This is a genomic window from Kitasatospora sp. NPDC004723, assembly GCF_040609255.1.
GTDB lineage: Bacteria > Actinomycetota > Actinomycetes > Streptomycetales > Streptomycetaceae > Kitasatospora.
Map to the genome: position 1 here is coordinate 326,812 of NZ_JBEXJT010000002.1, position 14,942 is coordinate 341,753.

Consider the following 14,942-nt stretch of genomic DNA (forward strand, 5'->3'; position numbering starts at 1 on the left):
CAACCGACCGGCACGTACTCCCCTCGGCGTTGCGGAACGGAATTCAGATGACTGACGAGAACAAGCTCAGGGACTACCTCAAGCGTGCCACCGTCGACCTGCGCCATGCGCGTCAGCGGCTGCGGGAGGTCGAGAGCCGCAACCACGAGCCGATCGCGATCGTGGCGATGAGCTGCCGCTTCCCCGGCGGGGTCCGCTCGCCGGAGGACCTCTGGCAGCTGGTCGCGGAGGGCGGCGACGCGATCTCCGGCTTCCCCACCGACCGCGGCTGGGACCTGGAGTCGCTCTACCATCCGGACCCCGGAAACCCCGGCACCACCTACACCCGCGAGGGCGGCTTCCTGCACGACGCCGCCGAGTTCGACGCCGGATTCTTCGGCATCGGCCCGCGCGAGGCGCTGGCGATGGACCCGCAGCAGCGGCTGCTGCTGGAGGCGTCCTGGGAGGCGGTGGAACGGGCCTCGATCGACCCGCGCTCGCTGCGCGGCAGCGACACCGGGGTCTTCGCCGGCGTCATGTACCACGACTACGCCTCCCGGCTGCCGCAGCTGCCCGAGGGCATCGAGGGCTACGTGAGCACCGGGAACTCGGGCAGCGTGGTCTCCGGCCGGATCGCCTACACCCTGGGCCTGGAGGGCCCGGCGGTGACGATCGACACCGCCTGCTCGTCCTCGCTGGTCGCCCTGCACCTCGCCGTCCAGGCACTGCGCCAGGGCGAGTGCTCGCTGGCGCTGGCCGGCGGCGTCACCGTGATGGCCGGGCCGACCACGTTCACCGAGTTCAGCCGCCAGCGGGGCCTGTCGCCCGACGGCCGGTGCCGGGCGTTCTCCGCCTCGGCGGACGGCACGGGCTGGGGCGAGGGCGTCGGTGTGCTGCTGGTCGAGCGCCTCTCGGACGCGCGGCGCAACGGGCACCCGGTGCTGGCCGTGGTGCGCGGCAGCGCGGTGAACCAGGACGGCGCGTCCAACGGTCTGACGGCGCCGAACGGGCCGTCCCAGCAGCGGGTGATCCGGCAGGCGCTGGCCAATGCCCGGCTGTCGCCCGCCGAGGTGGACGCGGTGGAGGCGCACGGCACCGGCACCGCGCTCGGTGACCCGATCGAGGCGCAGGCCCTGCTCGCGACCTACGGTCAGGACCGGCCCGCCGACCGGCCGCTGCGGCTGGGCTCGATCAAGTCGAACATCGGCCACACCCAGGCCGCGGCCGGCGTCGCCGGTGTGATCAAGATGGTGCAGGCGATCCGGCACGGGGTGCTGCCGCCCACGCTGCACGTCACGGAGCCCTCGCCGCACGTCGACTGGTCGGCCGGCGCGGTGACGCTGCTGACCGAGGCGACCGCCTGGCCCGAGACGGGCGCGCCCCGGCGGGCCGGCGTGTCGGCCTTCGGCGTCAGCGGCACCAACGCGCACCTCGTCCTCGAACAGCCGGAGCCCCAGCCGGACACGGAGGGCGACCCGGCCGACGGCGATCCGCCGGCGCCCGGGCAGGCGCTGCCGCTGATCCCCTGGGTGCTGTCCGGCAAGGACCAGGCCGCTCTCGTCGCCCAGGCCGGACGCCTGCACGCACACCTCGCGGCGGAGCCGGAACTCGACGCCCTCGACGTCGCCCTCTCCCTGGCCACCTCCCGCTCGGCCTTCGAGCACCGCGCCGTGCTGCTCGCCGCCGACCGGGCCGGGCTCGACGGGGCGCTGGCCGCGCTGGCCGCCGGCTCACCCGAGCCGGACCTGGTGCGCGGCGTCGCCGAGGACGTCCGCCAGGTCGCGCTGGTCTTCCCCGGGCAGGGCTCGCAGTGGACCGGCATGGCCGTCGAACTGCTCGACGCCTCCGCGGTGTTCCGCGAGCGGATCGGCCAGTGCGAGGAAGCCCTCGCCCCCTACGTGGACTGGTCGCTGACGGCCGTGCTGCGCGGCGAGGACGGCGCGCCCGGACTGGACCGGGTCGACGTCGTGCAGCCGGTGCTGTTCGCCGTGATGGTCTCGCTGGCCGAGCTGTGGCACTCCTACGGGGTGCGGCCCGAGGCGGTGGCCGGGCACAGCCAGGGCGAGATCGCCGCCGCCTGCGTGGTGGGCGCGCTCTCCCTGCAGGACGCCGCGAAGGTGGTGGCGCTGCGCAGCCGCGCGCTGACCGTCCTGGCCGGGCTGGGCGGCATGATGTCCGTCAACCTGCCGCTGGAGAGCCTGACCCCGCGCCTCGCGCCCTGGGGCGAGCGGCTGTCGGTGGCCGCCGTCAACAGCCCCTCGTCCATCGTCCTGTCCGGCGACCCGCACGCGCTGGCCGAACTGCGCGACAGCCTGGTCGCCGACGACGTCCGGGCCCGGATGATCGCCGTCGACTACGCCTCGCACTCGGCGCAGGTCGAAGCGGTGCGCGAGCGGGTGCTGGCCGAACTCGCGGACATCGTTCCGCGCTCCTGCGACGTGCCGTTCTACTCCACCGTGACCGGCACGGCCCTGGACACGGCCGAGCTGGACGCGGACTACTGGTACCGGAGCCTGCGGCAGACCGTGCGGTTCGAGGAGGTCACCCGCGCGCTGGTGGCCCACGGCCACGGCGTCCTGATCGAGGTCAGCGCCCACCCGGTGCTGACGATCGGCATGCAGGAGACCGTCGACGCGCTGGGCGGCGAGGCCGTGGCGCTGGGCACCCTGCGCCGCGGCGAGGGCGGCCCGGCCCGGGTGCTGCGCGCCGTCGCCGAGGCCCACGCACACGGGGCCGGCGTCCACTGGCCGGCCGTCCTCGCCGGCACCGGCGCCCGCACCGTCCCGCTGCCCACCTACGCCTTCCAGCACCAGCGGTACTGGCTGGACGCCCCGCACACCGCCGGTGACGCCGCCGGCCTCGGGCTCGGCCCGGCGGACCACCCGCTGCTGGGCGCCGTCGTCACCCTGGCGGACTCCGACGGCCTGCTGCTCACCGGCCGGCTCTCCGCGCACACCCACCCCTGGCTCGCCGACCACGTCGTGCTGGGCACGGTGCTGCTGCCGGGCACGGCCTTCGTCGAGCTCGCGATCCGGGCCGGCGACCAGGTCGGCTGCGGCCTGCTGGAGGAACTGACCCTGGAAGCGCCGCTGCTGCTGCCCGACCACGGCGGCGTGGTGGTGCAGGTCTCGGTCGGACCCCCGGACGGGAACGGCCGGCGCTCCTTCGGCCTGTACTCGCGGCCCGAGGACGCCCCCGCCGAGGACGAGTGGACCCGCCACGGCACCGGCGTACTGGGCGCCGGCCCCGCCGACGCGGGCGAGGACCTCACCCACTGGCCGCCCGCCGACGCCACCGCGATCGACCTCACCGGCTTCTACGACCGCCTCGCCGAGCGCTCCTTCGAGTACGGCCCGGTCTTCCAGGGCCTGCGGGCCGCCTGGCGGCGCGGCGAGGAGGTCTTCGCCAGCGTCGCCCTGCCCGCCGAGGCGCAGCCCGACGCGTCCCGGTTCGGCCTGCACCCGGCGCTGCTGGACGCGGCGCTGCACGCCGTCGGGTTCGGCCCGCTCGGCGACATGGGCACCGGACGGCTGGCGTTCTCCTGGGAGGGGGTGCGCCTGCACGCCACCGGCGCCGCCGAACTGCGCGTGCGGCTGGCCCCCACCGGCACCGACGCCGTGTCGGTGACCGTCGCCGACGGCACCGGCCGGGCGGTGGCCGGGGTCGGCACGCTCTCCTTCCGCACGGTCGGCGACGAACAGCTGCGCCCGGCCCGCGGCGGACACCACGACGCCCTCTACCGGGTGGACTGGACGGCGCTGCCGGTGCCGGCCACCGCACCGGAGGGCCCCTGGGCGGTGCTCGGCGACGACGCCTCGGCGGCCGTCCGGGCACTGCTCGACAGCCCCCGGCCGCCGCAGGCCTTCGCCACCCCGGCAGCGCTGACCGAGGCCGTGGCGACGGGCGGCACGCCGCTGCCCGAGGTGGTGGTGGCCGTCCTGCCCACCGGCGGGGCCGGTGCGCAGGCCGTCCGGGCGACGGCGCGCGACACCCTCGCGCTGCTGCACGACTGGCTGGCCGAGGAACGCCTCGCCGGCTCCCGGCTGGTGCTGCTGACCAGCGGCGCGGTGGCCACCGAGGCCGGGGCCGACACCCCCGGCCTGGACCACGCGCCGGTCTGGGGCCTGGTCCGCTCGGCGCAGTCCGAGCACGCCGACCGGCTGGTCCTGGCGGACATCGACGACCACCCGGAGTCCTTCCGGCTGCTGCCCGCCGCGATCGCCACCGGTGAGCCGCAACTGGCCCTGCGCGCCGGGGCGGTGGCCGTCGCCCGGCTGGCCCGCGTCCCGCTGCGCACCGCGCCGGACGCCGCCGGGGACCTCACCGCGGCCCCGCTCGACCCGAACGGCACCGCCCTGATCACCGGCGGCACCGGCGCGCTGGGCGGGCTGGTCGCCGAACACCTCGTCACCGAGCACGGCATCCGCCACCTCGTGCTGACCGGCCGGCGCGGACCCGACGCCGAGGGCGCGGCCGAGCTGCGCGCGCGGCTGACGGCCCTCGGCGCGTCCGTCACCGTCGCCGCCTGCGACGCGGCCGACCGCGACGCCCTGGCCGACCTGCTGGCGGGCATCCCCGAGGACCGGCCGCTGACCGCCGTCGTCCACGCGGCCGCCGTGGTCGCGGGCGGCCTGGTCGACGCGCTGACCGCCGAGGAGCTCGACCAGGTCCTGCGCCCCAAGGTCGACGCGGCGCTCAACCTGCACGAACTCACCCGGGACGCCGACCTGGCCACCTTCGTCCTCTTCTCCTCCTTCGCCGGCACTCTCGGCGGCGCCGGCCAGGGCGCCTACGCGGCGGGCAACGCGTTCCTGGACGCGCTGGCCCACCACCGCGCGGCCGAGGGGCTCGCCGCCTCCTCGCTGGCCTGGGGCGTCTGGGAGGAACGCGGCGCGCAGACCCGGCTGGCGGACGGCGACCTCCGGCGGATGGCCCGCGCCGGTCTGGTGCCGCTCGCGGCCGACGAAGGCCTCCGCCTGCTCGACCTCGCCCGCACGCTGGACGACCCGGCCCTCGCCCCGGTGCGGCTGGACCTCGCCGCGATGCGCGCCCAGGCGGCCGGCGGCACCGTGCCCGCCCTGCTGCGCGGCCTGATCAGGACGCCGGTCCGCCGGGCGGCCGGGGCGGCGGCCGGTGAGGCCTCCGCCGAGCTGGGGCGGCTGGCCGCACTCGCGCCGGCCGAGCGCCGGGAGGCGCTGCTCGCCCTGGTCCGCGGCCAGGCCGCGGCCGTACTCGGCCACAGCGCCGCCGAACTGGTCGACCCCGGGCGGGCGTTCCGCGAGCTGGGCTTCGACTCCCTCGCCGCGCTGGAGCTGCGCAACCGGCTGATCGCCGCGACCGGCGTGCGGCTGCCGGTCACCGCGGTCTTCGACCACCCGACCCCGGCCGCCCTGGCCGGGCACCTGCTGGAGGAGGCCTTCGGCGCCGAGCAGGACCTCGTCGCCGCCGCCCCCGTCCGCGCCGGCCGCTCCGGCGACGACGCCGAGCCGATCGCGATCGTCGCGATGAGCTGCCGCTTCCCGGGCGGGGTCGCCGACCCCGAGGAGCTGTGGCGGCTGGTGGCCGACGGGACCGACGCGATCACCGGCCTCCCGGCGAACCGCGGCTGGGACCTGGACGGTCTCTACGACCCGGACCCCGACGCCCCGGGCCGCTGCTACACCCGCGAGGGAGGATTCCTGCACGACGCCGACGAGTTCGACGCGGGCTTCTTCGGGATCTCGCCGCGCGAGGCGCTGGCCATGGACCCGCAGCAGCGCCTGCTGCTGGAGACCACCTGGGAGGCGTTCGAGCGGGCCGGCATCGACCCGGCCGCCCTGCGCGGCAGCCGGACCGGCGTCTTCACCGGCACCAACGGCCAGGACTACGCGGCCGGGCTGCGCGAGGCGGACGCGGAGGGACTCGAAGGCCACCTGCTCACCGGAAACTCGGCGGCGGTCGTCTCCGGCCGTCTCGCCTACACCTTCGGCCTGGAGGGGCCGGCGGTGACCGTCGACACGGCGTGCTCCTCGTCGCTGGTGGCCCTGCACCTGGCGGCGCAGGCGCTGCGCTCGGGCGAGTGCTCGCTGGCGCTGGCCGGCGGTGTCACGGTGATGTCGACCCCGGGCGCGCTCATCGCCTTCAGCCGACAGCGCGGCCTGTCCGAGGACGGGCGCTGCCGGGCCTTCGGGGCCGGGGCCGACGGCACCGGCCTCGCGGAGGGCCTGGGCATGCTGCTGGTCGAGCGGCTGTCGGACGCGCGGCGCAACGGGCACCCGGTGCTGGCGGTGGTGCGCGGCAGCGCCATCAACCAGGACGGCGCGTCCAACGGCCTGACGGCGCCCAACGGCCCCGCGCAGCAGCGGGTGATCCGGCAGGCGCTGGCCAACGCCGGGCTGTCAGCGGCCGATGTCGACGCGGTGGAGGCGCACGGCACCGGGACGACGCTGGGCGACCCGATCGAGGCGCAGGCCCTGCTCAAGGCCTACGGCCAGGACCGGCCCGAGGAGCGGCCGCTCTGGCTCGGGACGGTGAAGTCCAACATCGGTCACACCCAGGCGGCGGCCGGGGTGGCGGGTGTGATCAAGATGGTGATGGCGATGCGGCACGGGGTGCTGCCGCCCACCCTGCACGTGGACGAGCCGTCGTCGCACGTGGACTGGTCGAGCGGTGCGGTGCGGCTGCTGGCCGAGTCGGTGGAGTGGCCGTCCGGCGATCGTCCGCGCCGGGCCGGTGTCTCCTCGTTCGGGGTCAGCGGGACCAATGCGCACGTCATCATCGAGCAGGCGCCGGCTGCGGCGGTCCCGCGTCGTGAGGCGGACCGGGGTGGGCAGGCCGCGAGGCCGTGGGTGCTGTCGGCGAAGTCTCCCGAGGCGCTGCGGGACCAGGCCGCGCGGCTGCTCGCGTACGCGCAGGGGCGTGAGGATCTGGTGGCGGCCGATGTGGCGTACTCGTTGGCCGTGTCCAGGGCGGTGCTGGAGCACCGTGCGGCGGTGGTCGCGCCGGATGTGGCGGGGGCGCTGGAGGGCCTGCGTGCGCTGGCGAACGGCGAGTCGTCCGGGGCGGTGGTCCGTGGTGTCGCGGTGCCGGGGGCGAAGGCCGCTCTGCTCTTCTCGGGGCAGGGGAGCCAGCGGCTGGGGACGGGGCGTGAGCTGCACGCTTCGTTCCCGGTGTTCGCGGAGGCCTTCGACGAGGCCTGCGCCGCTCTCGACGTCCACCTCGAACGCCCTTTGCGTGAGGTGGTGTTCGGGGAGGATGCGGAGCTGCTGGGTCGGACGGAGTTCACGCAGCCGGCGTTGTTCGCGGTGGAGGTGGCGCTGTTCCGGTTGGTGGAGTCGTGGGGCGTGCGGGCGGACTTCCTGGCGGGTCACTCGATCGGTGAGTTCGCCGCCGCCCACGTGGCCGACGTCCTCTCGCTGGCCGATGCCGCTGAACTGGTGGTGGCGCGTGGTCGGTTGATGCAGGAGCTGCCGCCCGGCGGCGTGATGGTGGCGGTGCAGGCCTCCGAGGACGAGGTGGCGCCGCTGCTGGTCGGCCGTGAGGACCTGGTGGGTATCGCGGCCGTCAACGGTCCTACGTCGGTGGTCATTTCGGGTGCGGAAGAGGCCGTGGCGGAGGCCGTCGGCCTGCTCGCCGCCGACGGTCGTCGTACGAAGCGGCTGGCGGTCTCGCACGCGTTCCACTCGCCGCTGATGGAGCCGATGCTGGCGGGCTTCCGCGAGGTCGCCGAGCGCATTACGTTCGCCGAGCCGACGAGGCCGATCGTCTCGACGCTCACCGGACAGCTCGTCACCGCCGAGGAGTTGGCCGACCCGGAGTACTGGGTGCGGCATGTCCGGCACGCCGTCCGGTTCGCCGACGCCGTCCAGACGCTCGCGGCCAACGGCGTGACGGCTTTCCTGGAGGTCGGCCCCGGCGGCCTGACCCCGATGGTCCAGGAGACCGTGGCCGACGCGGACTTCGTCGCCGTCCCGGCCCTGCGTGCCGACCGCCCCGAGGCCGAGGCCTTCACCACCGCCCTCGCCCACCTCCACACCCACGGCATCACCCTCGACTGGACCGCCGCCCTCACCGGCACCGACGCCCGGCACATCCACGACCTGCCGACCTACGCCTTCCAGCGCGCGTCCTACTGGCTCAAGGCGTCCGCCCCGGCGGCCGGCGGAGCCGTCGCGACGGACCCGGCCGACGCGGAGTTCTGGGACGTCGTCGAGCGCGCGGACCTGGCCTCGCTGTCCGAGCGGCTGGAGGTGGACGGGGAGGCACCGCTCAGCTCGGTGCTCCCGGCGCTGTCCAGCTGGCGCCGCCGTCAGCGCGAGCACTCGGTGGTGGACGGCTGGCGCTACCAGGTCCAGTGGAAGCCGCTGACCGTCCGTGGTGATGCCGGACTGACGGGCAACTGGCTGCTCGTGGTCCCGGACGGTGAGCAGGACCACCCGGTCGCCGTGGCGGTCCGGGCGGCGCTCGGCGCGCACGGCGCCGACGTCGTCGAGCTCTCCGCGAGGGGCGACGACGACCGTGCGGCGCTCGCCGGGCGGCTGGCCGAGACGGTCGACGCCCCGCCCGCCGGTGTGCTGTCGCTGCTCGCCCTCGGCGAGGACCGGCACCCCGGTCACCCGGTGCTGCCCCTCGGGCTGGCGCTGACCACCCTGCTGGTCCAGGCCCTGGGCGATGCCGGGGTGGACGCACCGCTGTGGTGCGCCACCCGGGGCGCGGTGGCGGTCGGCCGGTCGGACGGCGCCCAGAGCCCGTCCCAGGGCATGATCTGGGGCCTGGGCCGCTCCGTGGCGCTGGAGCACCCGCAGCGCTGGGGTGGGCTGGTCGACCTCCCGGAGACGCTGGACGACCGTTCGGTGCGCCGGCTCGTCGCCGTGCTCGCCGGCGGGGGCGAGGAGGACCAGCTCGCCGTCCGCTCCTCCGGCACCTTCGTCCGCCGCCTCCATCGAGCCGCCGCCGCCACGACGGGCACGGGCGTCGCCGAGCGTGTCTGGCGCCCCCGGGGCACGGTGCTCGTCACCGGCGGACTGGGCGCGCTGGGCACCCAGGTGGCCCGGCACCTCGCGCAGCGCGGCGCCGAGCACCTGGTGCTCACCGGCCGGCGTGGCCCGTCCACCGCCGGGGCCGCCGAACTCGCCGCCGAGATCGAGGCGTTGGGTGTGCGGGTGACCATCGCGGCCTGCGACGTGTCGGACCGTGACGCGGTGGCCCGGCTGCTCGCCGACCTCCCCGAGGCCGACCGGCCGACCGCCGTCGTGCACGCCGCCGGCATGCCCCAGTTCGCCCCGGTGGAGCGCACGACGCTCGCGGACCTCGCCGAGGTCGTGGCCGCCAAGGTGGCCGGCGCCGTGCACCTGGACGAGCTGCTGGGGGACGGTCCGCTGGACGCGTTCGTGCTGTTCTCGTCCGTCGCCGGTGTGTGGGGCAGCGGCAGCCAGGCCGGCTACGCCGCCGCCAACGCCTTCCTGGACGCCCTGGCGCTGCGGCGCCGGGCCCGGGGCCTGGCCGCGACCGCAGTGGCCTGGGGCCCGTGGGCGGAGGGCGGCATGGTGGACGGCGAGGAGGCCGAGGCCCATCTGCGCCGCCGCGGCCTGCCCGCCATGGCGCCGCAGCCCGCGGTGGCCGCTCTCCAGCGGGCCCTGGACCAGGACGAGACGGCGGTCGTGGTGGCCGATGTGCGCTGGGAGCGCTTCGCCCCCGCCTTCACCGTCACCCGCCCGAGCCCGTTCTTGGGCGAACTGCCCGAGGTGTGGCAGGCGTTGACCGGAACCGAGGACGCGCAGGCCCGGTCCGGTGCCGGACTGCCCTCCCTCGGCCAGGAGTTGGCCGCGCTGCCGAGCGCGGAGCGCGACCGCGTCCTGCTCGACCTGGTCCGCACCGAGGTGGCCGGGGCGCTCGGCCACTCCGGTCCCGAGGCGGTCGCGCCCGATCGGGCGTTCAAGGACCTGGGGTTCGACTCGCTCACCGGCGTCGAGCTGCGCAACCGGCTGAACGCCGGCACGGGGCTGCGGCTGCCGACCACCCTGGTGTTCGACCACCCCAACGCGGCGGACCTCGCGGCCTTCCTGGCCACCGAGCTGTCCGGGTCGCAACCGGACGCCGCAGACGCCCCCGTGGCGGCGGCGACCGCGGCCACGGGCGAGGAGCCGATCGCGATCGTCGCGATGGGCTGCCGCTTCCCCGGCGGTGTGCGGTCCCCCGAGGACCTGTGGCGGCTGCTCGCGGACGAGGCGGACGCGGTCGGCCCGTTCCCGGCCGACCGGGGCTGGGACACCGAGGCCCTCTACGACCCGGACCCGGAGAAGGCGGGGACCAGCTACGTCAACCAGGGCGGCTTCCTGCACGACGCCGCCTCCTTCGACGCCCGGTTCTTCGGGATCTCGCCGCGCGAGGCGCTGGCCATGGACCCGCAGCAGCGCATCCTGCTGGAGGTGGCCTGGGAGACCCTGGAGCGGGCCCGGCTCGACCCCGTCTCGGTGCGCGGCAGCCGGACCGGTGTCTTCGTCGGCTCCGGCTACCAGGGCTACGGCGCCGGGCTCGCCGAGCTGCCCGAGGGCGTGGAGGGGCACCTGCTGACCGGCAGCTCCTCCTCCGTGATGTCCGGCCGGATCGCCTACACGCTGGGGCTGGAAGGCCCGGCGGTGACGGTGGACACGGCCTGCTCCTCCTCGCTGGTCGCCCTGCACCTGGCGACTCAGGCGCTGCGGCAGGGTGAGTGCTCGCTGGCCCTGGTCGGCGGCGCGGCCGTGATGTCCAGCCCCAACGCCTTCATCGAGTTCAGCCGTCAGCGCGGGCTCGCCGCCGACGGCCGCTGCAAGCCCTTCGCGGCGGCGGCGGACGGCACCGGCTGGGGCGAGGGCGTCGGCATGCTGCTGGTCGAGCGGCTCTCGGACGCCGAGCGCAACGGGCACCCGGTGCTGGCGGTGGTGCGCGGCAGCGCGGTGAACCAGGACGGCGCCTCCAACGGTCTGACGGCGCCGAACGGACCCGCCCAGCAGCGGGTGATCCGCCAGGCCCTGGCCAACGCCCGGCTCTCCACCGCCGACATCGACGCCGTGGAGGCGCACGGCACGGGCACCGCGCTCGGTGACCCGATCGAGGCGCAGGCGCTGCTCGCCACCTACGGGCAGGACCGGCCCGAGGACCGGCCGCTCTGGCTCGGCTCGATCAAGTCGAACCTCGGCCACACCCAGGCCGCCTCGGGCGTCGCCAGTGTGATCAAGACGGTGCTGGCGATCCGGCACGGTTCGCTGCCGCGCACCCTGCACGTGGACGAGCCGACGCCGCACGTGGACTGGTCGGCGGGCGCGGTGCGGCTGCTGACCGCGCCGGTGGACTGGCCGGCGGCCGACCGTCCGCGGCGCGCCGCCGTCTCCTCCTTCGGCGTCAGCGGCACCAACGCGCACACCATCATCGAGCAGGCGCCCGCCGACGCCGCCACGGACGCCGCCGCGCCGGCCCCGTCCGGCGCGGATGCGCCGCGGAGCCTGGCTTGGGCGCTGTCGGCGAAGGACGAACCGGCGCTGCGTGAGCAGGCGCACCGGCTGCTCGCCGCCCTGGACGCCGACCCGGCGGCGGCGCCGGCCGACCTGGCCCTCTCCCTGGCCGTCGCGCGGACCGCCATGGACCACCGGGCGGTCGTCGTGGGACGCGACCGGTCCGACCTCGCCGCCGGACTCGGCGCGCTGGGCCGGGGCGAGTCGGCGGCCGGCCTGGTGCGCGGGGCCGCCGCGCCCTCCCGGGGGCGGCTGGCCCTGCTCTTCTCGGGGCAGGGGAGCCAGCGGCTGGGGATGGGGCGTGAGCTGGAGGCGTCGTTCCCGGTCTTCGCGGAGGCCTTCGACGAGGTCTGCGCGCACCTGGACGTCCACCTCGAACGGCCGTTGCGCGACGTGGTGTTCGGCGAGGACGCGGAACTGCTGAACCGCACGGAGTTCACCCAGCCGGCGCTGTTCGCGGTAGAAGTCGCCCTGTTCCGGCTGGTGGAGTCGTGGGGGGTGCGGGCGGACGTGCTGGCCGGCCACTCCATCGGCGAACTGGCCGCCGTCCATGTCGCGGGTGCCCTCTCGCTGGCCGACGCTGCCGAACTGGTCGCCATGCGCGGCCGGTTGATGCAAGAGCTGCCGTCGGTTGGTGCGATGGTGGCGGTGCAGGCCTCCGAGGACGAGGTGGCGCCGCTGCTGGCCGGCCGCGAGGACCTGGTGGGCATCGCCGCGGTCAACGGGCCCACATCGGTGGTCATTTCCGGTGCCGAGGACGCCGTGACGGAGGTCGTCGACCTGCTCGCCGCCGACGGCCGCCGTACGAAGCGGCTCGCCGTCTCGCACGCGTTCCACTCGCCGCTGATGGAGCCGATGCTCGCCCGCTTCCGCGAGGTCGTCGAGCGCGTCACCTTCGCCGAGCCGACCCGGCCGATCGTCTCCACCCTCACCGGGGATCCCCTCACCGCCGAGGAGTTGGCGGACCCCGAGTACTGGGTGCGGCACGTCCGGCACGCCGTCCGGTTCGCCGACGCCGTCGGGACGCTCGACGCCAAGGGCGTGACGGCCTTCCTGGAGATCGGCCCGGGCGGCCTGACCCCGATGGTCCAGGAGACCCTGGCCGACGCGGACTTCGTCGCCGTCCCGGCCCTGCGCGCCGACCGCCCCGAATCCGACTCCTTCACCACCGCCCTGGCCGAGCTGCATGTGCGGGGCATCTCCCCGGCGTGGGACGCGGTCCTCGCCGGAACCGGCGCCCGGCGGGTCGACCTGCCCACCTACGCCTTCCAGTACCAGCGGTACTGGCTGCGGGGCGCACCCGGGCGGCCCGGCGCGGCGGCTCCCGCCGACCCGGCCGAGGCCGAGTTCTGGGACACCGTGGAGCGTGGGCAGCCGCAGGCGCTGGCCGAGCGGCTCGGTCTGGACGCCGACGCCCCGCTCGACTCGGTGTTCGCCGCGCTGGCCTCCTGGCGCCGCGAGGCCAGGACGCGGAGCACCGTGGACAGCTGGCGCTACCAGGCCACCTGGAAGCCCTGGACCGACCTCCCGTCCGGGCCGCTGACGGGCGGCTGGCTGGTCGTCGCGGCCGACGACGGGACCGCCGACGCCTGCGCGCGCGTGCTGCGGGAGCGCGGTGCCGAGCCGTCGACGCTGATCGTGGCCGACGCCGGCACCGACCGCGTGATGCTCGCCAAACTGCTGCGCGAGTCCCTGGCGCAGGACACCCCGACCGTCGGGGTGCTCTCCCTGCTGGCGCTGGACGAGCGCGCGCATCCGGTCCACCGGGCGCTGCCGCTCGGGCTCACGGCGACGATGACCCTGGTGCAGGCGCTCGGGGACGTCGAGCTGGACGCGCCGCTGTGGTGCGTCACCCGCGCCGCCGTCTCGGTCGGCCGCTCCAACCCCGTCGAGCATCCGCTGCAGGGGCTGGTGTGGGGTCTGGGCCGCGCGGTCGCGCTCGAACACCCCGACCGCTGGGGCGGGTTGGTCGACCTCCCGCCGTCCGCCGGGTCGGACGCGCGTGCCCTGGGCCGGCTGGCCGACGTGCTCGTCGGCTCCGGGGACGAGGACCAGCTGGCGGTGCGCGACTCGGGCGTGTTCGTCCGCCGGCTGGCGCGGGCCGCGCGCAGCACCCCGGGCCGCGAGTGGCGCCCGCGCGGCACGGTGCTGATCACCGGCGGCACCGGCTCGCTCGGCGGACACGCCGCCCGCTGGCTGGCCCGCAACGGCGCCGAGCACCTGGTGCTGACCAGCCGGCGCGGTGCGGCGGCCGAGGGCGCGGCCGAACTGCGCGAGGAACTGGAGGCGTTGGGGACCTCGGTCACCGTCGCCGCCTGCGACGTGGCCGACCGCGAGGCACTGGCGGGGCTGCTGGACTCCCTGCCGGCCGAACGCCCGCTGACCGCCGTGGTGCACGCCGCCGGTCTTCCGCAGTTCACCGCCGTCATGGAGACCGACCTGACCGAGCTGGCGGACGTGGTCGCGGCCAAGGTGGCGGGAGCCGTGCACCTGGACGAGCTGCTGGCGGACCGGGACCTGGACGCCTTCGTGCTGTTCTCCTCGGTCTCCGGGGTCTGGGGCAGCGGCAGCCAGGCCGCCTACTCGGCGGGCAACGCCTTCCTGGACGCCCTGGCGCTGCGGCGCCGGGCCCGGGGCCTGGCCGCGACGGCGGTGGCCTGGGGCCCGTGGGGCGAGGGCGGCATGGCCGCCGAGGACGGCGCGGCCGAGCACCTGCGCCGGCGCGGCCTGCCGCAGCTGGCGCCCGCGCTGGCCGTCAGCGCGCTCCAGGACGCCCTGGACCGGGACGAGACCGCGGTGGTGGTGGCGGACGTCGACTGGTCGCGGTTCGCGCCGTCGTTCACCGTCGGCCGGGTGAGCCCGCTGCTCGGTGACCTGCCGGAGGTCCGGGAGGCGCTGGCCGGGGCCGTCGGCGGCGAGGAGGCCGCCGGCGGCGGGGCGTCGGAGCTCGTGCGGCGCCTCGCGGAGCTGCCGCCGGCCGGTCGGCACGCGGCGCTGCTCGACGTCGTCCAGGTGGAGGCCGCGGCGGTGCTCGGCTACGTTGGGGGCGAGTCCATCGAGCCGGACCGGGCGTTCCGGGAGCTCGGCTTCGACTCGCTCACCGCGGTCGAGCTGCGCAACCGCATCGCCACGGCGACGGGGCTGCGACTGCCCACGACGATGGTCTTCGACCACCCCACGCCCGGCGCGCTCACCGACCACCTGTGCGCCGAACTCCTGCCGGACACCGGCGAGGGCATCGGCGCGGGCACCGGCGACGGCAGTGCCTCCGGCGGCGTGCCGGAGGCGCGGCTGCGGCAGACCCTGGCGACCGTCCCGCTCTCCCGTCTCCGGGAGGCGGGACTGCTGGAGGCCCTGCTGCGGCTGGCGGAGCCCGGCGCGGGAGAACCGGCACCCGACGACCCCGGTACGGCGGAGTCCATCGAGACGATGGACGTCGACGATCTTGTCGAACTTGCGCTCGGCGACAGCGATTTCTGAGACGGCCTGAGT

General features: G+C 76.1%; 1 protein-coding gene. It reads left to right on the forward strand.

What is annotated here, in order from left to right:
* The first annotated feature begins 47 nt into the window (after nucleotides 1-47).
* A complete protein-coding gene (locus ABZW10_RS04335) occupies nucleotides 48-14,930 on the forward strand; it encodes a type I polyketide synthase (protein ID WP_355359655.1) in 14,883 nt (4,960 codons plus the stop codon).
* The last annotated feature ends 12 nt before the right edge of the window (nucleotides 14,931-14,942 follow it).